At 65.2% G+C, this 20,170-nt stretch carries 16 protein-coding genes; 6 read left to right on the top strand and 10 right to left on the bottom strand.

The window, feature by feature from the left end:
* Positions 1-52: 52 nt before the first annotated feature.
* Positions 53-841 carry a FadR/GntR family transcriptional regulator gene (locus tag AC50X9_RS00800; protein ID WP_494889100.1) on the top strand — a complete coding sequence of 263 codons (789 nt, stop codon included), beginning with the start codon at positions 53-55 and terminating at the stop codon, positions 839-841.
* On the opposite strand, the gene AC50X9_RS00795 is transcribed toward AC50X9_RS00800, so the two are convergent.
* The 5 genes from AC50X9_RS00795 to AC50X9_RS00775 form a co-directional block, all read right to left on the bottom strand.
* Positions 838-2,262, bottom strand: coding sequence for an amidase (locus tag AC50X9_RS00795; RefSeq protein WP_494889098.1), 1,425 nt, complete (start codon positions 2,260-2,262; stop codon positions 838-840). The genes AC50X9_RS00800 and AC50X9_RS00795 overlap by 4 nt on opposite strands.
* A gap of 69 nt (positions 2,263-2,331) precedes the next feature.
* The gene (locus AC50X9_RS00790; protein ID WP_494889096.1) at positions 2,332-4,230 is read right to left on the bottom strand and encodes a dipeptide ABC transporter ATP-binding protein; all 1,899 of its coding nucleotides are present in this window, start codon (positions 4,228-4,230) and stop codon (positions 2,332-2,334) included.
* 3 nt (positions 4,231-4,233) lie between these two features.
* A complete protein-coding gene (locus AC50X9_RS00785; RefSeq protein ID WP_494889094.1) occupies positions 4,234-5,115 on the bottom strand; it encodes an ABC transporter permease in 882 nt (293 codons plus the stop codon).
* Positions 5,115-6,062, bottom strand: a complete 948-nt coding sequence (locus AC50X9_RS00780) for an ABC transporter permease (RefSeq protein ID WP_494889092.1) — start codon at positions 6,060-6,062, stop codon at positions 5,115-5,117. The genes AC50X9_RS00785 and AC50X9_RS00780 overlap by 1 nt, the downstream gene beginning before the upstream one ends.
* Positions 6,063-6,113: 51 nt before the next feature.
* A complete protein-coding gene (locus AC50X9_RS00775) occupies positions 6,114-7,631 on the bottom strand; it encodes an ABC transporter substrate-binding protein (protein WP_494889090.1) in 1,518 nt (505 codons plus the stop codon).
* Between the two features lie 203 nt (positions 7,632-7,834).
* Here AC50X9_RS00775 and AC50X9_RS00770 point away from each other — a divergent pair, with 203 nt between their 5' ends.
* Positions 7,835-8,602 (top strand): FadR/GntR family transcriptional regulator, encoded by a 768-nt coding sequence (locus AC50X9_RS00770; RefSeq protein WP_494889088.1) that lies wholly within the window; start codon positions 7,835-7,837, stop codon positions 8,600-8,602.
* A 96-nt stretch (positions 8,603-8,698) separates the two neighbouring features.
* Here AC50X9_RS00770 and AC50X9_RS00765 read toward each other — a convergent pair whose 3' ends face one another.
* The 5 genes from AC50X9_RS00765 to AC50X9_RS00745 all read right to left on the bottom strand — a co-directional run bounded on the left by AC50X9_RS00765 (position 8,699) and on the right by AC50X9_RS00745 (position 15,825).
* Positions 8,699-10,153 (bottom strand): amidase, encoded by a 1,455-nt coding sequence (locus tag AC50X9_RS00765; RefSeq protein WP_494889086.1) that lies wholly within the window; start codon positions 10,151-10,153, stop codon positions 8,699-8,701.
* Positions 10,150-11,415, bottom strand: a complete 1,266-nt coding sequence (locus tag AC50X9_RS00760; protein ID WP_494889084.1) for a M20 family metallo-hydrolase — start codon at positions 11,413-11,415, stop codon at positions 10,150-10,152. Before AC50X9_RS00760 ends, AC50X9_RS00765 begins: the two co-directional genes overlap by 4 nt.
* A gap of 46 nt (positions 11,416-11,461) precedes the next feature.
* Positions 11,462-12,835, bottom strand: a complete 1,374-nt coding sequence (locus tag AC50X9_RS00755; RefSeq protein ID WP_494889082.1) for an MFS transporter — start codon at positions 12,833-12,835, stop codon at positions 11,462-11,464.
* A gap of 359 nt (positions 12,836-13,194) precedes the next feature.
* Positions 13,195-14,112 (bottom strand): LysR substrate-binding domain-containing protein, encoded by a 918-nt coding sequence (locus AC50X9_RS00750; RefSeq protein WP_494889080.1) that lies wholly within the window; start codon positions 14,110-14,112, stop codon positions 13,195-13,197.
* 36 nt (positions 14,113-14,148) lie between these two features.
* Positions 14,149-15,825, bottom strand: coding sequence for a PucR family transcriptional regulator (locus AC50X9_RS00745; RefSeq protein ID WP_494889078.1), 1,677 nt, complete (start codon positions 15,823-15,825; stop codon positions 14,149-14,151).
* Between the two features lie 113 nt (positions 15,826-15,938).
* On the opposite strand from AC50X9_RS00745, the gene AC50X9_RS00740 reads away from it, so the two are divergent.
* The 4 genes from AC50X9_RS00740 (at position 15,939) to AC50X9_RS00725 (ending at position 19,952) form a co-directional block, all read left to right on the top strand.
* Positions 15,939-17,426 carry a CoA-acylating methylmalonate-semialdehyde dehydrogenase gene (locus tag AC50X9_RS00740; RefSeq protein WP_494889073.1) on the top strand — a complete coding sequence of 496 codons (1,488 nt, stop codon included), beginning with the start codon at positions 15,939-15,941 and terminating at the stop codon, positions 17,424-17,426.
* Positions 17,427-17,454: 28 nt separating this feature from the next.
* Entirely contained in the window at positions 17,455-18,828 is a 1,374-nt protein-coding gene (locus AC50X9_RS00735; protein ID WP_494889068.1) for an aspartate aminotransferase family protein, read from the top strand.
* Between the two features lie 123 nt (positions 18,829-18,951).
* Positions 18,952-19,113 carry a hypothetical protein gene (locus AC50X9_RS00730; RefSeq protein WP_494889066.1) on the top strand — a complete coding sequence of 54 codons (162 nt, stop codon included), beginning with the start codon at positions 18,952-18,954 and terminating at the stop codon, positions 19,111-19,113.
* 38 nt (positions 19,114-19,151) lie between these two features.
* Positions 19,152-19,952 carry a hydroxypyruvate isomerase family protein gene (locus AC50X9_RS00725; RefSeq protein ID WP_494889064.1) on the top strand — a complete coding sequence of 267 codons (801 nt, stop codon included), beginning with the start codon at positions 19,152-19,154 and terminating at the stop codon, positions 19,950-19,952.
* Positions 19,953-20,170: the final 218 nt, after the last annotated feature.

The following is a 20,170-nucleotide window of genomic DNA, read 5'->3' as shown; positions in this document are numbered from 1 at the left end:
GTCTTCTAGAATGACACCAGTAGATCATGTGCACCAGTTAAGGGAGACGGACGTGGCCGATGCTGTACCCGCCGCGCCGCGCGCCAAACGCGCCTTCGAGGCGGTCGTCGATCACATTGAACAGGCCGTACTCCGCGGCGAGCTGAAGGCCGGAGACCGGCTTCCCGGCGAACGGGAACTGGTTACCCGTTTCGAGGTGGGACGATCCTCAGTGCGGGAGGCCATGCGCGTGTTGGAAAGCGGCGGGCTCGTCGCTTCCCGGCCAGGCGACCCGCGTGGGGCAGTCATCCTGGCCCCCACCGCGGCCCCGCTCAGCAAACTCATGACACGGCTGACTGTCTCATCCAGCAGCAGCCTGGCCGATCTGCTCATATATCGCATGACGCTCGAGTCGGCCGCCAATTCACTGGCTGCGTCGCGACGCAGCGAGGCCGATCTGCTCAGGTTGGAAAAGGCCATGGCACGGATGCGCCATTGCGTGTCCTTGGGACGACACGAGTTCAGCCGGGCCGACCTCGATTTCCATGACGTGGTGGCCTGGGCCAGTGGCAATGCCATGATCAAGGTTTCCGCCGAAGCCGTCCGGGACTCCATCGAAACGCTCATCGAGAGTTCCATCCGCGGCAGCGGTGACGACGACGAACTCATGCTGCGCACCCTCGCCCACCACGCGGATGTCTTCGCCGCGATACGGGATCGGGACGCGCACCGCGCGGAGTATCTCGCGCGCAGCAGCCTTTTCGAGTACTACGGCCACCTGCTCACGGAGGACGACCGTGCGGCCCTGGCCGCGCTGGCATCCTTCGGCGCGCCGGTTACCCCCACACCTGACACGACCTAGTCCAGCGCCGCCCAGTTCGGCACCGCTGCAGCCGGGCGCACGGATTCGTACCAGGCGGCGGCGCGCAGGATCTGGGCGTCTGCGCCAACCGGGCCCGCCAACTGCACCCCGATGGGGCGGCCGTCGGGGGTGAACCCGCAGTTGACCGTGGCGGCGGGTTGTCCCGACATATTAAACGGCACGGTGAAGCCGATATGCGCCATAGTGCTGTCTGGGTCGTCGACCGGCATAGGCTGCTCGGCGGCGAAGGCGGCCATCGGCGCTACGGGTGAGAGAACGACGTCGAACGCTGCTGTGGCGGTGATGGTCGCCTTCTGCATCTGGTCGATGCAGCTGAAGTGGCGTATGGTCGCGGCCCCGTCGAAGCTGGCTCCACGGGAGCACCATCGGACAATATAGGGCAGCACCAGCGACTGATGAACTGGCGGCAGGGCGCTGTAGTCCACCCAGGAACGGGTTCGCCAGAAGTTGTCGAGGCCGTCGAGCATGTCTTGGTTGATGAACGCGTCCAGATGGGTAACCTCAGCGCCGTGCAGGGCGAAGACCTCCGCCACGGCTTCCACGGCCGCCAGAACTTCCGGGTCTGGGTCGGAGCCCGCCCCGGCATTGGTCTGGAGAGCCACCTTCATGCCTCTGATGTCCCCTCCGGTAATCCCACCGTCAGGGTCCAGCCAGTCCATCGGAGGGTAGGGGCGAGCCGTGTAGTCGCGAATGTCGGGCCGGGCCAGCACGCTCATGAAGAGCGCCGCGTCTGCTGCGGTGCGGGTCATCGGACCTGCGGCCCGGCCGATATATGGGACGTCCAGCGGTATCAGTCCGGCGCTGGGCTTGATGGTGGCCAGACCCTGCCAGGTTCCGGGCAGTCGAATAGATCCGCCGATGTCCGTTCCGACGTGCAGGGGGCCATATCCGGCCGCAGCGGCCGCACCGGCGCCGGCGCTGGAGCCGCCCGTCGTCCAGGCGGGGTTCCAGGCGCTGCGTGTCACCCCATGCAGGCTCGACACGCCAGAGGAAAGCATGCCCCAGTCCGGCATCGTGGTGGAACCCATAATGACGCCGCCACTCTCCAGGATGCGGTCCGTGATCGGCGCATTGGCGGTCGGCACGCGCGGGCCGGGCAGTGCAGTGCCGCTGGGCATGGGCACCCCCGCGCGGGCAACATTCTCTTTGACGGTAGTGGGAACGCCGTCTAGCGCGCTCAGGGGGGTGCCCACGCTCCAGCGCTGCTCGCTTGCCCGCGCATCCCGCAGCGCTTCCTCGGGGTTGAACACGAAGAGCGCATTGAGCACCGGCTCACGCTCCTCAATCCGGCTGATCACAGCGGCGCAGACTTCCACGGGAGAGAGCTCTTTTGCCGCGTAGGCCGCGCCGAGTTCCCGGGCGCTGAGAAGGTGGATTTCGGTGGAAAGGGTGGCGGCCATGGTCGGTTCCTTACGTCGTTCGCGGCAGGGAGTTCTGTTCGGAAAAGCTGGCCCTGGGTGCTGGATTATCTAGTGCTGCAGGGCAGCCTCACGGGCCGCCATTTCAGCCCGGAGGGACATGGTGGCACCAACCAGTGTGCGGGTGTACTCGTGCTGCGGGCGCTCGTAGATCTGCTCCGTGCTCCCGCTTTCCACAATCTCCCCGGACTGCATGACCACCACGTTGTCGCAGATGTGCCGGACCACGCCCAGATCGTGGGAGACGAAGACCAGAGTCAGTTGGTACTGATCAACCAGATCGGAGAGCAGGTTCAGCACTTGGGCGCGGACGGAGACGTCCAGGGCGCTGACCGGTTCGTCCGCGACAAGGACCCGGGGTCTGCAGATCAGCGCGCGGGCGATCGAGATGCGCTGGCGCTGACCACCGGAGAACTGATGCGGGAACCGCTCCGCAGAATCGGCCGGCAAATCCACCGCGGCGAGCATTTCCCGGACAAGCCTGCGCTGGTGTGCGCTGTCGACACGTTTGCCCGGGGCCAGCAGGGGCTCGGCGATGATGTCTTCGACCCGCATCCGCGGGTTGAGCGAACCCATGGGATCCTGAAAAACGATCTGGAGCTCGCGGCGCAGCTCGATGAGTTGGCTCTCACGCGCCCCTGCCACTTCGTTTCCGGCCACCCGCACGCTGCCTGCGCTCGGCTGGTCCAGCCCGGCCAGGATTCGCAGCAATGTGGATTTGCCGGAACCGGACTCCCCCACTACCCCGAAACGCTGTCCGGCCTGCACGTCAAAGGAGATGCCACGCAGCGCGTTCACCTCGCCGGGCTTCTTGAACAGCGACGTCCGGCCCCGCTCGTAAGTGCGCACCAGATTCTTGACGCTGATGATGGGTTCCGCTGCGGCCTCCGGGCCCCTCGACACCGCTAGTCCTTCGTCGGTAGGCTGCCCGTCCAACTCGGAGCCGTCTCGCCGGCCCGAGAAGGGCGCGCCTTCGTCGATTCCGGCCCCGCCGGGGTTGGAATTCTCGGCCGCGCGCTCGGCATCCGGGGCGGAGGTCTTAAGCCGCAATACGTTCGGCGGAACCGTGGACAGGACATCCTGGATGGTCGGTGGAACGTAGGCCGCGGCCGAGGCCACCGTGAACAGCCGTCCGTTCTCATCTGAGGCATCCAAGTCGGACGCCGCGAGCAAACCGCGAGTGTAGGGGTGCTGGGGGTGGGTAAAGACCTCCTCCGTGGAGCCCTCCTCCACCACGATGCCCCGGTTCATGACCAGGACCCGGTCGCAGACGTTGGCCACCACAGACAGATCGTGCGTGATGAACAGCAGCCCCGTGCCGCGCAGCTGCACAGATTCAAGAATCAGATCCAGCACCTGCCGTTGGACCGTGACATCCAGCGCCGTCGTCGGCTCATCGCAGAGCAGCAGCTCGGGGTCGTTGGCGAGTGCCATTGCCAGCATGACGCGCTGGCGCTGACCGCCGGAGAGCTGGTGCGGGTAGGCCTTGGCGGCCTCGGCGGGGTCGGGCAGCTTGACGCTGGCAAGCAGCTGAACTGCTTTGTCCCGTGCCTCGCGGCGTCCGGACACTGTCTTGTGCTTAAGCATCACCTCGGCGACTTGAGGGCCAACCTTCATCAGCGGGTTCAGGGCCGTGAGCGGCTCCTGGAAGACCATCGTCATGTCATTACCGCGGATCCGGCACATCTGCCGGTCCGTGGCCGTGACCAGGTCCTCATCACGCCCGGCGAGCCGGACAGAGCCGGTGGCCTGGACGCCCGGCGGCAGCAGGCCCATCAGGGCCGTGGTGGTCATGGACTTGCCGGAGCCGGATTCACCGATGAGCCCTACCCGCTCGCCGCGGTCCATTGTTAAGTTGAAGTCCCGCACCAGGGAACGGTCCTTAGTGGCAATATTGAGACCGGTCACCTGCAGCAGCGGTCCGGTACCTGGTTTCTTCGAGGTGCGCACGGCTTACCGTTCTCCATTCAGCTTCGGGTCAAAGCGGTCACGCAGGCCATCGCCCAGCAGGTTGAATCCCAGCACCGCCACCGCAATCGCGGCGCCCGGCCAGACGACAAGCATGGGGAAAGTGCCCAGGAACTGCTGCGATTCCTGCAGCATCCGCCCCCAGGAGGGCACCGGCGGCGGCGTGCCGACACCTAGGAAGGACAGCGCGGCCTCGGCCAGGACGGCGAGAGCGAAGGTAACGGAGCATTGCACCACCACCATGCCCGCGATGTTGGGCAGCACATGGCGGCGTGCGATGCGGAAAGCGCTTTGGCTCGAGGCCCTCGCGGCGAGGACATACTCGGTGCTCATCACCTGGAGGGTGCCGCTGCGGGCCACTCGGGCGAAGCCAGGGATCGAGCCGATGCCAATCGCGACCATCGCCGTCGTCGTGCTCGCGCCGAAGACGGCACCGAACATGATCGCAAGCAACAGCGCGGGGAAGGCCAGCAGAATGTCGGCCCCTCGCATCGTGATCTCCTCCGTCGCGCCGCCGCGCATTCCGGCGAGGATACCCAGCGGCGTGCCGACCACGACGGCGATGCCCACGGAGATGAGTCCCACCATAAGTGTGATGCGCGCGCCGTAGAGAATGCCCGAGAAGATGTCGCGACCGAACTTGTCGGTGCCCATCAGGTGTAGGGCGCTGGAGCCCTGCAGCCGCTCCGTCGGGAAGGCTTTCACCGGATCGTAGGGGGTCCAGAACAGTGAAATCAGTGCGGCAAGGACGACAATGACCACTATCGTCGTGCCGACCGCCAGAGTCGCAGAGAGCCTCCGGAGTGGACGCCGGACGACGGCGTCTGACTCGCCGGGAGGCGATGCAACGTCGGTGGACTGGAACATTAGGCCTTCTTCCGAATTCGCGGGTCCAGAACTGTGTAGAGCAGGTCGACCACCAGGTTGATGATGAGCGTGATCGCCACTAGCACCATGACGACCGATTGAACGGTGAGCATGTCGCGATTGCCCACAGCGTCCAGCAGCATGGAACCAAGGCCCGGAATGACGAAGACGCGTTCCACGACGACGGCCCCGACGATCAGCGCGGCCAATTGCACGCTCGTCACGGTCAAAACCGGGATCGAGGCGTTGCGCAGGCCGTGGCGTACCAGGGACTCCAACGGTCCCAGGCCCTTGGCCCGGGCTGTGCGTAGATAGTCTTCGCTCATGACTTCCAGCACGGCGGAGCGTACATAACGGGTCAGAATCGCTCCCTGCACGGAAGCCAGTGCCGCAACGGGGAGGACGAGGCGACGCAGGAAGTCCCCGAAGTCCTCGCCGGGCGGGGTCCAGCCGTTAGACGGGAGCCAACCGAGCCCCACAGCGAATACGACGACGAGCAGGATGCCGGCCAGGAAGCCTGGAATGGCAACACCTAACTGACTCATTCCGCTGATCAGGACACCGCTCGGCTGGCGGTGCCGTACAGCGGCCAGAGTGCCGAAAGGAATCGCGATGAGCAGGGCCACGACCATGGACAGCATTACGAGGATCAGGCTGACCTGGACGCGGTCCGCGATCATCGGGCTGATATCTTGGCGGGTGACGAGGGAGACGCCGAAGTTGCCCTGCGGCAGGCCCGTGACCCAGTCGATGTACTGGACTGACAAGGGCCTGTCCGTGCCGAGCTGCCTTCGTGTCTCCTCGAGAAGCTCCGGCGAGGCATTGACGCCGAGTGCGATCTGCGCGGGGTCGCCCGGGATGGCGCGCATGAGCAGGAACACCGCCGCCGTGGCCACAAAAAAGGTCACGATGAACCTGCTCAGGTTAACTAACAGCCGTACGACCATCCCGGCCCCCTTTCTAGAGTTCTAACGCGTGGTTGCGGACGTTCGGGCCTCTTACTTCCAGCCGGTTGCGGTGAGATCCAGGGCCTCGGTAACTGAATTGGCGGGGATGCCGGTCACGTCGGCCTTGGCTACCACCAGGTTCGGGAAAAGGAAGAGGACATTGGCGGGGGCGTCCTCGGTGATCGTGCGGACCACCTGTTTCATGCCGGCCACGTACCCGGCCTGATCCGCAGCGTCAGCCGCTGCGGCGACATCCTTGATTTTGGAATTGTCGTAACCGATGTAGTAGTCCGGGTTATTGAAGACGGTCAGCAGATCCCGGCTTTCGACGGCCAGCACCACCGACATTTGGTATTCGTGCTTGGTGAAGACCTTGTCGAGCCAGACGGCGGGGAATTCCGCGGTCTCGATCTTGGCGTTGATACCGACCTCTGCGAGCTGAGACACAACAATTTGGGAGACGGCATTGGCGTAGGGCCGGGTGGGGACCGTGAAGGTGATCTGCAGGTTTTCAGCGCCCGCGTCCTTGAGTAACTGCTTCGCCTTGGCTGGATCGTAGGGGTATGCGTCGTTGTGATCCTCGTAGTACGGGTCGGTCGGCGGAACCGGGGCACCCAGCAGGGTACCGTAGCCGCTCCAGGCGGTATCCAGAACGGCTTTTCGGTCGATCGCGTACATGACAGCCCGGCGGACCCGCACGTCGTTGAATGGTGCCACCTTGTTGTTCATGGTGAGCTCCACCTTGCCGTTGGACGTGCCCTCCAGGATCTGGAAGGCCTTGTCCTGCTCAAAGGTGGGCAGCAGCTCGGGTGCCTGCATGTTGTATACGACGTCCACGTCGCCCGAGCGCAGCGCGTTGGTGGTGGCTGTGGCGTCGGCAAAGTAGCGCAGGGTAACTGTCTTGAGCTTGGGGGCGGTCCCCCAGTAACCGTCCCGGGCGGCCATCTTGATCGCCTCTCCCCGTTTCCACGACTCGATGGTGAACGGGCCGGTCCCGATGGCAGTGTTGGCTAGGTCCGCCACACCCGAAGGATCGAACATGGCACCCACCGGCGTGCCAAGATCGAAGAGCCAGGCGTTGCTGGGCCTGCTCAGAACCACCGTCACCTCCGTGTCGCTCACTACGTTGACGGCGTCCACAACGTCCATCTTCTTCTTGAGGCTGGAGACCCACGAAGACTTGACCTGTTCCAAGCTGAACTTGACGTCCTCCGCCGTGAAGGCCTCGCCGTTCGAGAATTTCACATCCTTGCGCAGCTTGAAGGTGTAGCTCTTACGGTCCTCGCTCAATGTCCAGGACTCGGCCAGCGACGGCTGGATCTTGCCTTCCTGATCGATCTTCACGAGGCCTTCGTAAACGTTCGCCATCAGAGCCTGCGGGATTGCGGCGCCCGCCGTCTTGGTGAAATCCAAGTTGCTCGGCTCGCCCGTCAGCGCAACCGTCAGCGAGGTCTTGGCCTCCGCCTTGTTGGTGGAGCCGGCGCTAGAGCCGGCGGAACACGCTGTGAGGGACAGGGAGGCCGCTGCAAGGACGGCGGCGGCCGTTTTGAAACGCTTTGAGCTGCGCATAGGGGCTCTCCTTTTGGCTGGAGCAGTATCTGCGTGGAGGATTTGGTGTGACCTAGATAACATGAAACTAGATCGACCCTACTACTCGTTTACTGGTCTGACCAGTGAACGATGTTAACGAGTTATATGTGTCAACTTGGGTCCGGGTGGGACGTATGCTTTCCTCAAGCCAGCACCCGAGGTGGCCCAGCCGAAGGATTTATATGAACAACGTCACATTCACGCCTGCCGTTGCCGTCCTGACTTACGAGCGGGTCGTGGAACAGATCGAGCAAGCCATCGTCGCCGGGGATATCAGGCCGGGCCAACGGCTCGCCAGTGAACGGGAGCTCATGGTGCAGTTCTCCGTCAGCCGCCCGACAATCCGGGAGGCCCTGCGTGTTCTTCAGGCCCAAGGACTGATCGCCTCCAAACATGGCGGGCGAGGCGGGCCCGAGGTTCTGGCACCCTCCCCCGAAACCCTGGCCCGGTCTTTCACCACGATGGCCCGCGTCGCGTCTCTTTCACTCTCGGAGCTGGTCCAGTTCCGCACCGTGCTGGAAAGCTCGGCGTGCCAGCTGGCCGCCGCTCTTCACACCCCCGAGCAGCTCAGCGCAATGCGCGAGGCGATCGGGCGGATGGAAGTGGAGGTAGCCAACGGCTCGGACAGCTTCAACCGTGCCGATCTGGACTTCCACGCGAGCATCTGGGCGGCGAGCCACAACGATCTTTTGCGGATCTGCGGCCAAGCCGTTTCCGGCTCCATCCTCAAGCTCATGGACGACCGAATGGACCGGGCGTCGAACAAGAGCCGGGCCATGCACGAATCCCTGGAGCGGGACCGGGCCATCTTTGCCGCTATTGCGGAGGGAAATAGCGCCGCCGCCGGCGACTCCGCACGCAATGCAATCGCCTGTTATTTCGAGCAGTACCTGAACGAAGAAGGCGCGAGGGGCCTTCAGGCTCTCGGCGCCGTGATCGACCCCAAATAGGACGCCTGGAGATTGCGAGGACGCTCCAGTGCCACACACAAGACGCCCGGAATTTAGCCTGGATGCAACAACGGGTCGGCCTGCTGAAATACCCATTTAGGTCATTGCTCGTGACTCACTCAAACCAAGGAGGCTGGGGTGGCGCGCCGCCCACGGCCGTAATTCCTCGACGGCAGCACCGACTGTGAAGACCGTCGCATCATCGAAAGGATGGCCCACGATCTGGACTCCCGTGGGAATGCCGCAATCGGCCATCCCGCTTGGCACGGCCAGCACGGGGCAGCGGTTGGCGATATTGAATGGCGCCGTCATGTGAGCCTGCCAGTAGTGGTCAAGCCGCACCCCACCGGAAGCGTCGATCCCGTCAAGATACATACCATCCGCATCCAGGGCCGCGACGGCCGACGCCGGGCAGATCAAGGCATCGAACCCGGCCATCGCAGCGGCCAGCTCGGCCTGCATGCGGGTTTCGGCCCGGATGCCGTCGATGAAGCGGTTCTCCGCGGCAGCCTTGCGGGCGTCCGCCATGAAGCGCCGGGTGTAGTCGGCAAGCAACTCGGGCGAATCAGCGGTGTCATCCTCCATGGCCGGGCCCAGCAGGTAGCCGAAATGAGTGAACATCGTCCGGCTGATCTCCACGGTGGTCCAGGCAAGTTCGATCTCCTCCACCTCGGCTCCCGCCGAGCGCAGCGCTGAAGCGACAGCTCGCGTGTTGGCCTCGACATCCGGGGCCACGGGGTAGTCCCCCAGCCGGATGCACAGCGCGATCCGCAGACCAGCCGCCGAGGAGGCTCCAGCAACCGGCGGGGAAAGTGCCAGACGGCCCTCGAGCGATGTATGGTCCCCGGGATGCCGCCCGGACATGACGTTTGCCAGCAGGGCCGTGTCCGCGACGGTTCTGGCCATCGGGCCGTCACCGCGGTAGTGGTCCGCGGACAGCGGCGCGACGCCCGGGATCCGTCCGTACGGCGCCTTGTAGCCGACCGTCCCGGTAAAGGACGCGGGGAGCCTGGTGGACCCGGCGATGTCGGAGGCCGTGGCGAGCGGCGCTAGTCCCGCGGCCAGCGCCGCCCCGGAGCCCCCCGAGGAGCCGCCCGGGGAGTACTGCGGATTCCAGGGGTTGCGGGTGACACCCCACAAGGGGCTGTGGGTGACCGTGGCGCAGCTGTATTCCGGGGTGGTGGTGCGCGCATGAATGATTCCGCCGGCACGTCGGATTCTTTCTATGACGGGATGGTCTGCCGTTGCGAGGTCCCGTTTCCGGGCAACGAGTCCCTGCGAGAGGGTGCGACCTTTGAGTCCGTGCTTTTCCTTGGCGGCGACCGGCAATCCGAGCAGGGGCGTCAGGTCCCGGCCGCGGGCGTAGCTGGCGGCCGCCTGCCGGGCGGCGGGAAGTGCTTCCTCGAACAGAGTTTCAGTCAGGGCATTGATGCCCCCGTTGACGGCTTCCGTTCTCGCTGCCACCGCCTCCAGCAGTTCCACGGGGGAGAGTTCCCGGGAACGGAAGAGCCGCAGTGCGGCAGTGGCGTCGAGGTAGTGCAGCTCGGTCATACCGCGCCCGACGCCGACGGGCCATAGGAGTCGACGAGGGCCCCGCCGATCAGCTGGCGGGTGACTCCGGTGAGCATGTCCACTCCGGTTACCATGTCGGCGTCCGTAGTGAACTCCCGCTCGCAGTGCGAGACGCCGTCCACGCTGGGAATGAAGAGCATCACAGACGGGGCCACCGTGTTCATGGCAACAGAATCGTGGCCCGCCATGGTCTGGATACGCCGCGAGGAAAGGCCTAGGTCGGCGGCCACTTTGTCCGCGAGTTCCAGGCCGGCCACAGGGAAGCGTCGAATTGGTCTGATGTCGAAGTCCTTGACGTTGACTTTGATGTCGTGCGCGCGGGCGAGCACGTCGATGTCCTCGATGAGCTTGGCGCGGGCAGCCACGACGATGTCAGGATCGCCCGAGCGGAGGTCGGCCACGAGATGCACCCTGCGGGCCACCACGATCGGCGAGTTCGGTTCAAGGGTCAGTTGCCCCACGGACGAGACGAGGGCCTCGTCCGCGAAATCCTGGGTGACGTCGTGGACCATGAGGATGATCTTGGCGGCGGCAACCAGGGCGTCGTGCCGGTCGGCCATGGCCGTCGCCCCGGTGTGTGACTGTTCGCCCAAGACTTCGATGTCCAGTTTCTGGGTGTACCAGCTGCTGTCGACCAGGCCGATCGAGATCCCCTCACGCTCCAGTATCCGGCCCTGTTCGATGTGGACCTCCGCGTAGCTGGCGACCTCGGGCCCTTCGGAGGTGCCGAGGTAGCCGATGCCTTCCAGCGCCTCGCGCACCGTGATGCCCTGCAGGTCACGGACGTCCAGCATCCGTTCCCGCGGCAACAGTCCGGCGAAGACCGAGCTTCCCATGATGCTCGGGGCGAAGCGGCCGCCCTCCTCGTTGAACCAGTTCACGACCGCAAGGTTGAACCGGGGCGCCGGGCCGCCCGCCGCGACCTCGGCCTCAAGCCTCCGGGCCGCGTGCATCGCGGCGATGACACCGTACGCTCCGTCGAAACGCCCGCCGAGGGGCTGGCTGTCCAGATGCGAGCCGATGAGCACGTACGGCGCCCCCGGTGTCCACTCCAGCAGCCCGAACATGTTGCCGATTCCGTCCATCCGGAGTTCCCATCCGGCGTCGCGCACCCAGCCGGAGAACCAGTTACGTGTCTGCGCGTCCTCAGCCGTGGCCGCCTGGCGGTCCACACCGTTATGGGAGGTGGCGCCGATTGTTGCCACGTGGTGGAAGTCTTGGAGGAAAGTAAGTGAGGTCATGGAAAGTCCTTTGTGGATTGGGGGCGGCGAGGAAGAGGCGGTGGGCTTAGCCCATCCGCCCGCGCGTCTCAGGAACCTTGGTGAACAGCACCAGGAGGAGTACGACGAGGGCAGCGGCTGCCATGTAGAAGCCGGGCGCGTGGGGCACGCCGGTGCCCCCGACCAGGGCAGTGCCGATGAATGGTGCTGTCCCGCCGAAGAGCGCGTAGGCGCCGTTGTAGCTGATCGCGGCCGACGTGAAGCGTGTCCGGGTGGTGAAGATCTCGACGAAGAAGGTATAGCAGCCGCCTCCGTAGATGCAGAGTGCGACGACGAAGAGCGCCTGACCCAGCAGCGCGAGCAGCAGGCTGCCGCTCGTCACGAGCATGAAGCTCGGAACCGAGAACAAGGCCAAAGCGCCCGAACCTGCAATCAGCATTGGTTTGCGGCCAAAGCGGTCACTGAGGCGGCCGCCGATGGGAAGCAGGACAGCGTAGAGCGCCAGGGCTGCGGCATTGGCCATGAGCGACTGCTCACGGCTGAGGTGACCGGTGGTCTGGACATAGGACACGAAATAGGCCGAGAGGAAATAGAAGCCCATCGCAGTGAGACCCATGACGAAGATGACCTGCACCATGCGGAGCCTGTTTTCGCGGAAGGCCTCCCGGACCGGGCTGAATTCCTTGGTCTGGGTCGCCTTTGCCTCGTTGAACGCGTCGCTTTCCACGGTGCGGCTGCGGATCCAGACGCCGAAGAGGGCGAGCGGCAATGCCAGCAGGAACGGCAGGCGCCACCCCCAGGCCATGAAGGCCTCGTTCGGCATTGACTGGCTAAGGATGAGGATCATCGACCCGGCCACCACGGAGGGCAGCGCGGTGGCGGCGATGGTGATATTAAGCCAGAACCCGCGACTCTTGACCGGTGCGTGCTCGAAGACAAACGACGGCGCTCCCACGGATTCGCCGCCGGCGGAGAAGCCCTGGATGAGGCGGCAGAGGACCAGCAGGACAGGTGCCCAGGCGCCGATCTGGCCGTAGGTCGGGAGCAGCCCCATGAGTGCGGTTGCCCCGCCGATGGCGATGAGGGTGATGGTCAGGACACGGCGCCGGCCGATCCGGTCGCCCAGGGCTCCGAAGAACAACCCGCCGATGGGACGGACCACGAACGCTACGCCGAACGTGGCGAAGGTGGCCAGCATGGCCGTGACGGGATTGCTGCCGGGGAAGAAGAGCTGCGAGAAGATGACGGCGGTGAGGCCGTACAGGGTGAAGTCGTAGAACTCGATGAACTGGCCGATACTGCCCCCGGCCAGAACCCGTTTTTGCATCTTGCTGATGCGGGGGGTCGCGGGGGCGGAGCCGTGGTCCAGGGCAGTTGTGGTCAGCCTGGTCCCGGAGACCGGTTGCTGGTCCTTGGTGTCGTTGATGTCATTGATCGTCATGACAGCCACGCTAGAGGCGCCGTGTTTCGGGAATCCTGTGGCGTGTTACGGCCACGGGAAATGAAATCTGCCGTTGTTGCCGCAGTGTTGCCGGCATGACGTTGCCCGGACACGTTTCGGACACGTGGGACCTGGATCGGAACCATTGAATCTCCCTTGATCAGCATGGCTTTTCGCGCTTAGGAATGCGGCCTGGGTTGTCGCTGCGGGGATTTTTTCACTGGAGAGTCTCCGGCATCACCGCACTGCAGCAACTGTGTGTGATCCGCTTCACATCTGTCCAATTGATAGTTTTCGGCGGGCCTATTGATTTTGTCGATGCCAAAATTCTGGATGCCTGCCGCCGCCGTGCGCACGATCTAAGTCCGTGCGGCCCCATAGAGACGGATGCACGTCTCCTCGAAAGCCAGTGCCCTGCGGGTCGGCGTGACACCCTCGGGCCGGACCAGCATCACTTCGATTGGCGGGAAGTCGTCCGTGAGGGCGAGCGCCACAACCCGGCCCCCGGAGTAAGTTAGGTCGCTGTGAAGCCGCTGGTTGAGCATCGCGTACCCGTGGCCCTTCGCCACAAATGAGCGGACCGTTTCATAGCCGGCGAATCGGTGCCGCACATTGGGTGTCACTCCCGCAATGGCGTAAAGCTGCTCGTAGTATTCGCGGCTGTGCGGCAGGTCCAGCACCACCGACGGTTCGCCGTCGAGATCCTTCAATGCAATGCTCCGCTCGGGGCGGGATGCCGCCGGATGCTCGGCATGGACCAGGACATGTGGCGGCACCCGCTCCAGCACCGTGCGCGTGAAACCCCGGCCCAGACCGAGGCCGTACATCAGCGCCACATCGCACTGCCCATCCAGCAGGGCGGTCTGCAGGCTCGCCAGGTCGGCCTCAAGGAAGGAGACCTCGACTCCCGGGTGTTGGCCCTCGAAAGTCTGAAGAATAGCCGGGAGCCTGAACGGAGCCAGCGGCGAAAAGACTCCGACCTTGAGCTCGCCGACCAGGCTCGTTGCGAGCCCCCGGGCCGACTCGTAAAGGGAATCGGCGTGTTCCAGCAACACCTTGATGTCCTGGGCCAACTGCCGCCCTGATGGCGTCAGCCGCAGGCCGCGCGTCCGCAGGCGCACGAACAACTGCGTGGCCAGGCTGGCTTCAAGCTGGGCCATCGCTGTGGAGAGGGTGGACTGGGTCACCAGGAGCCGTTCGGCCGCGGCGGTCATGTTCTCGAGCTCTGCCACCACCGCAAAATACCGGAGCTGGGTGAGGGTGAAGGGTTTTGCCATTGGTCATTGCTCGCATTCTGCGTAGATCCGCACGCGTTACAGGGCTCGCAGCCGGTGCAAGAGGAGGGCGACATGCAGTGAGGTCCTCGATTCGGCGTCGCCGAGGTCGACGGCGAGCAGCTCCTCCAACTTACCCAGCCGGGCGTACAGCGTTGGCCGGCTGAGGTACCCGTTGCGGGCGAGGGCGGCCTTGTTCCCACCGGATTCAAGGTACTGTCCGAGCAGCTCCAGGTACCCATCCGCACCCCGGGCCTCGGCATCCAGCACCCCCGCCAGCTCGGACTCGACGAACTGCTGCACGCGCGGGTCCTTGCGGAGCAAGGCCAGCAGCCCCCGCAGGCGCACGTCGGTTGCGCGGTAAAAGGACTTGCGGTCGCCTGGCAACGTCGCGGCCGTCTCGGCGACATGGGAAGCCTCGTCTATACCCGCTGCCGCCTCCAGCAGGGAATCGCGCAGGCGGCCGACGCCGATGCTCCACTTCACTTCCGCTGGGCCGGCCGGCCGGATTCCGGCGAGGGGTGGACCGGCTGAAAGGTCCCCGGCGAGAGCGTCGGCGAGCCGCTGGAGCATCGGGTCTTCGAGTTGTTTCGCCGGGACCGCCAGGATCATGCCGACCGAACCGGACCTGATACTCGCTGTCAGCGCCGTTCCCGAGACGGATTTGAGCGCCCGGGCGAGCTGCTCGAGCAGCGAGCGCTCCTCCTGCTGCCCGGCCAGCGGATCACCGCCGGGTCCCGTGGTACCGGACGCGACACCCGAGGATGCTCCGCCGCTCCGGAACACCACCGGAACGTAGTAGGGCGAGCGTCTGAGGCCCAGCGCTGCGGCGCGCGTCTGGGCCTCCCCCTCTCCGAGACCTCTTGGCTGACGCAGTGCGTTCAGGAGCCCGGCCTGCGCCTGGTGGCTCAGCTCGCGCCGGTCCCGCTCGGCCAACCGGTTGATCGCCAGCGTCTGGGCGGCGCGTTCCAGCACCATAGCCGCAGCCTCGTCGTCGTCGAGCGCCACCGGAACCACGAGCCGCCCCCACAACTGCCGGCGCACGCCAACCGGAGTCTGCAACCAGGCCTCGGGCCCGCTCCGCGATGTCTCCGGAGCTGACGGTGTGGTCCGTGACCTCCGTTCCCAGTCATCGAGCAGTTCCGCCGCGGCCAGCTCCCGGGTCGAATAGGCAAGGACCAGGTGGGACAGGTCCTCCAGAACCACCGGAGCGCCGATCATCGTCGAGGCCTGCTCCACGACCTGCTGCGTCCCCGCGCTTTCCAGGCTCAGCACCGTGAACGCTTCGTGGACGTCCCGCGCCCGCTCCACGCGCTCCAACTGATCGGCCACGATCATGCGGTGCACGATCTCCGTAATCTGCACGAAGCGCACCCTCTGCTCCACCACAATCACGGGCAGTACCGTGCCCAGCGCGGCAACCCGGAGGGCATCCATGCTGCGCACTCTGTTTCCGATGACTTCAACGATTAGGCCCGAGGCTCCGGCCTCCTCCAGCGACCGGATGAACGATGACGTGAGACCGGGTTCCTTTTCCAGTTCCAGGCCCGTGGTGAGCACGAGCTCGCCGCCGGACAGTAGCCCGGAAATATCGAGTACTTCGCTCACGTGGACCCAGCGGACCGGGTTATCCAAGGCGATGTCGGCGCCGAGGATCTGCGGGCTAGCCTCACGCAACACCGGGAGGTCAAGGATGGAGCGAACAGTGGGCAACATTTACAAAGTGTAAAGCAGGCCAGAACCTTCTTTACACATCGGCTCTTACCGCCTGGCTTTGGCCCGGACACACTGGACGCAAGACACACGCCGTTCCGTATTAGGAGATTTACTTGAACAACATTGAGCACTGGATCAACGGCAGCTACATTCCGGCTGGCAGCCGGACGGCCCCCGTGACGAACCCGGCGACCGGTAAGGTGACTGGCCAGGTTTCCCTGGCCAGCCTTGAAGAGGGCCAGGCCGCGGTTGCGGCGGCCAAGGCCGCGTTCCCTGCGTGGCGGGACACGTCCCTTGCCCGCCGCACCCAGATCCTCTTCGCCTTCCGCGAACTGCTCAATGCGCGCAAGGGAGAGCTCGCCGCCATCATCACGTCCGAGCACGGGAAGGTCCTGGATGACGCCCTCGGAGAAGTGACCCGGGGTCAGGAAGTCGTGGAGTTCGCCTGTGGCATCCCGCACCTGCTTAAGGGCAGCTACACGGAGAACGCGTCCACCAATGTGGACGTCCACTCAATCCGGCAGGCACTGGGACCGGTCGCCATCATCAGCCCCTTCAACTTTCCGGCCATGGTGCCGATGTGGTTTTTCCCACTCGCCATCGCCGCCGGCAACACCGTTGTCATCAAACCGAGCGAAAAGGACCCCACGGCGATCAACTGGATGGCCGAACTCTGGAAGGAAGCGGGGCTTCCGGACGGCGTGTTCAACGTCCTGCACGGCGACAAGGTGGCCGTCGACGCCCTGCTGGGCCACCCCGACATCAAGGCCGTCTCATTCGTCGGTTCCACACCGATCGCCAAGTACGTCTACCAGACTGCGACGGCCAACGGGAAGCGTGTGCAGGCCCTCGGTGGCGCCAAAAACCACATGATTGTCCTGCCCGACGCCGACCTCGACCTCGCCGCCGACGCCGCGGTGAACGCCGGATTCGGTTCGGCGGGCGAACGGTGCATGGCCATTTCGGCACTCCTCGCGGTCGGCGGAATCGCGGACGAGCTCGTGACGAAAATTGCGGAGCGTACGCGGTCGCTCCGCACCGGCGACGGCCTGCGAGGCTGCGACATGGGCCCGCTCGTCACGGCGGTCCACCGCGACAAGGTCGCAGGCTACGTCGACGCCGGAGAGGCCTCGGGCGCCACGCTGGTGGTCGACGGACGCCACGTCGCCCCCGACGCTGAAGGGGACGGCTTCTTCGTCGGCCCCACGCTGTTCGACAACGTCACCCCTGACATGTCCATCTACCAGGATGAGATCTTCGGCCCCGTCCTGTCGGTGGTCCGGGTTGAGAGCTACGAGCAGGCGCTGGAGTTGATAAACACCAACCCCTACGGCAACGGCACCGCCATCTTCACCAACGACGGCGGCGCGGCCCGCCGCTTCGAGAACGAAGTGGAAGTGGGCATGGTCGGCATCAACGTCCCCGTCCCGGTCCCCATGGCCTACTACTCCTTTGGCGGCTGGAAGAACTCGCTCTTCGGCGACACCCATGCCCACGGCACCGAGGGAGTGGGGTTCTTCACCAGGGGCAAGGCCGTGACCTCCCGGTGGCTGGACCCCAGCCACGGTGGCATCAACCTCGGTTTCCCGCAGAACGCCTGACCGGCCCCACAGTAGAAAGGGACACGACATGACTTCCACGATTGACAGCGGCGTCCTGCCGCTCCAGCACGATCCCGAAGCAGCCCGGCGGGCCTACGAACTGGACCGCAAGCACGTCTTCCACTCCTGGTCCGCCCAAGACCTCCTGGACCCGATGGTCATCACAGCAGCGCAGGGATCCCACGTCTGGGACGGCGAGGGCAACAAGTATCTGGACTTCTCGTCCCAGCTGGTCAACACGAACATCGGCCACCAGCACCCCGCCGTCGTATCCGCGATCACGGCCCAGGCCGCGAAACTGTGCACCATCGCCCCGAGCTACGTCAATGACGCCCGCTCCGAGGCGGCCCGCCTGATCGCGGAGCGGACCCCCGGCGAGCTCGACAAAATCTTCTTCACCAACGGCGGAGCGGACGCCAATGAGCACGCCGTCCGCATGGCACGGCTCCACACCGGCCGGCACAAGGTCCTCTCCGCCTACCGCTCCTACCATGGTGGTACCCAACTCGCAGTGAACCTGACAGGGGACCCGCGCCGCTGGGCCAGCGACAGCGCCAGCACCGGGACCATCCACTTCTTCCCGCCCTACCTGTACCGCACAGCCTTCCACTCCGCGACAGAGGAAGAGGAAAGCCAGCGCGCCCTGGAACACCTCGAACAACTGGTCAGTTTCGAGGGTCCGTCCACTATCGCGGCACTGATTCTGGAATCGATTCCCGGGACCGCCGGAATCTACATGCCCCCACCCGGGTATCTCCAAGGGGTGCGGGAACTGTGCACCCGGCATGGCATCATCCTCATCGCCGACGAGGTCATGGCCGGCTTCGGCAGGACGGGCAAGTGGTTCGCCATCGAGCACTTCGACGTCGTCCCTGACCTGCTCACCTTCGCCAAAGGCGTGAATTCCGGTTATGTCCCGCTGGGTGGCGTTGCCATCAGCCCCGAAATCGCGGCCACTTTCGGAAAGCGTGTCTACCCGGGAGGCCTGACCTACTCCGGCCATCCGCTGGCAACTGCGGCCGCGGTAGCTACCATCAACGCGATGGAGGACGAACAGATCGTGCAACATGCCGCGTCGTTAGGTGAGACCGTGATCGGGCCGGCCCTGTCCGACTTCGCGGAAAACCATCGCTCGGTCGGCGAAGTTAGGGGAACCGGCGTGTTTTGGGCCATCGAACTGGTCAAGAATCGCGCGACCCGCGAGCCAATGGCCGCATACGGTAGTTCGAGCCCGGAAATGAACCAGCTGGTCGCCGCCTGCAAGTCCCGCGGATTGCTTCCTTTTGCGAATTTCAACCGTATCCACGTTGTTCCGCCGTGCAATATCAGCGCCAACGATGCCCAAACGGGCCTGGCCATTCTGGACGAAGTTCTTGATATCGCAGACAGCCTGATCAGCTGACATTATCGACACGAAGTGACTTGCCGTCCCTGGTTGGGACGGCAAGTCATCGCGTGGTGGAGCGCAAGCCGGGCGATAGCGGCGCCGGTCATTTTGCTTGGCGGGGCTTGCTAGCCTGAGGGTGTGAAATACGAGTCCCTGTGGATCGGAATGCTTATTGGCGCCGCCATCGGCCTTGCCATCGGTGTGGCCACCGTCGACAAGCCGTTCACCGGCCTGTTGATCGGCATTGCCGTCGGGGCGCTGGTGGGCCTGGCGGCCCGGAAGGACCCCACGAAGGGGTAAGCCCTGGACCAGGCCGCCCACACCGGAAAGAACCCACCATGACGTATTCCGTGAACTGCTCCATCCTGCTGACCGAATTGCCCCTGCTCGAGCGGCCCGCGGCGGCGAAGGCCGCCGGCTTCGACGCCGTCGAGTTCTGGTGGCCCTTCGCGTCGTCAGTTCCGGGCGATGCCGAGCTCACCCGCTTTGCGCGGGCGATCACCGACGCGGGCGTCCAGCTCGCCGGCCTCAATTTCCATGCCGGCGACATGCCCGCCGGGGACCGGGGCCTGGTGTCCTGGCCGGGCCGCAGCTCAGAGTTTAAGGACAACATCGACGTCGTGGCCGGCATCGGCGGCCGGCTCGGCTGCAAGTTTTTCAACGCCCTCTACGGCAACCGGCAGGACGGGCACACCCCGGAGTCCCAGGATGAACTGGCGGTCGCCAACCTCGCGGCGGCCGCCGCCGGCGTGGCCGGCATTGGCGGCACCGTCCTGCTCGAACCCGTCAGCGGCGCCCCGCGCTACCCGCTCCTTACGGCCGAGGACGCCCTCCGGATCATCTCCCGGGTGACGGAGGAAACGGGTGCGGGCAACATCAAGTTCCTCGCCGACTTCTATCACCTCTCCGTCAACGGCGACGACGTGGCAGCTGTCATCGAGAAGCACGCCCCCGACTTCGGCCACGTCCAGATCGCCGACAGCCCGGGCCGCGGAGCTCCCGGAACCGGCGGGCTGCCGCTTGGCGACTGGATCGCGCGCAGCCGCCAACTCGGCTACGAAGGCTACATCGCGCTCGAGTACAAAGAACCCGCAGAGACCGCCTTCGACTGGATTACCCGCCTGCGCATGTCCTCCTGACCGCCGCTGGCACCCGCCCGCGGTCCGGGCCACTTCGCCGCGGACACGCCGGCACCAGGCTTCGCCGTCGTCCCTGTCGACCACGTCGGGCCGCCCGGCCTGCCCCGCCTGCGGTCCGGGGGCACTTAGCCGCGGACACGCCGGCCGCCGTCGTGATCTGCGGCGTCGACGCCCGCAAAGTGCCCCTCGGCGGATCACGAGCCATCCTTCGGCGGCGG

The sequence above is a fragment of the Pseudarthrobacter sp. HLT1-3 genome, assembly GCF_059383535.1.
The sequence above is the reverse complement of the archived record's forward strand: the minus strand, read 5'-3'. Positions and strand labels throughout refer to the sequence as shown.

What these genes read in the sequence shown, in the direction of transcription:
- AC50X9_RS00755 (WP_494889082.1), bottom strand. Translation starts at nt 12,835, where the DNA reads ATGACGATCAATGACATCAACGACACCAAGGACCAGCAACCGGTCTCC.
- AC50X9_RS00745 (WP_494889078.1), bottom strand. Translation starts at nt 15,825, where the DNA reads ATGTTGCCCACTGTTCGCTCCATCCTTGACCTCCCGGTGTTGCGTGAG.
- AC50X9_RS00760 (WP_494889084.1), bottom strand. Translation starts at nt 11,415, where the DNA reads ATGACCTCACTTACTTTCCTCCAAGACTTCCACCACGTGGCAACAATC.
- AC50X9_RS00770 (WP_494889088.1), top strand. Translation starts at nt 7,835, where the DNA reads ATGAACAACGTCACATTCACGCCTGCCGTTGCCGTCCTGACTTACGAG.
- AC50X9_RS00750 (WP_494889080.1), bottom strand. Translation starts at nt 14,112, where the DNA reads ATGGCAAAACCCTTCACCCTCACCCAGCTCCGGTATTTTGCGGTGGTG.
- AC50X9_RS00775 (WP_494889090.1), bottom strand. Translation starts at nt 7,631, where the DNA reads ATGCGCAGCTCAAAGCGTTTCAAAACGGCCGCCGCCGTCCTTGCAGCG.
- AC50X9_RS00725 (WP_494889064.1), top strand. Translation starts at nt 19,152, where the DNA reads ATGACGTATTCCGTGAACTGCTCCATCCTGCTGACCGAATTGCCCCTG.
- AC50X9_RS00780 (WP_494889092.1), bottom strand. Translation starts at nt 6,062, where the DNA reads ATGGTCGTACGGCTGTTAGTTAACCTGAGCAGGTTCATCGTGACCTTT.
- AC50X9_RS00765 (WP_494889086.1), bottom strand. Translation starts at nt 10,153, where the DNA reads ATGACCGAGCTGCACTACCTCGACGCCACTGCCGCACTGCGGCTCTTC.
- AC50X9_RS00735 (WP_494889068.1), top strand. Translation starts at nt 17,455, where the DNA reads ATGACTTCCACGATTGACAGCGGCGTCCTGCCGCTCCAGCACGATCCC.
- AC50X9_RS00785 (WP_494889094.1), bottom strand. Translation starts at nt 5,115, where the DNA reads ATGTTCCAGTCCACCGACGTTGCATCGCCTCCCGGCGAGTCAGACGCC.
- AC50X9_RS00795 (WP_494889098.1), bottom strand. Translation starts at nt 2,262, where the DNA reads ATGGCCGCCACCCTTTCCACCGAAATCCACCTTCTCAGCGCCCGGGAA.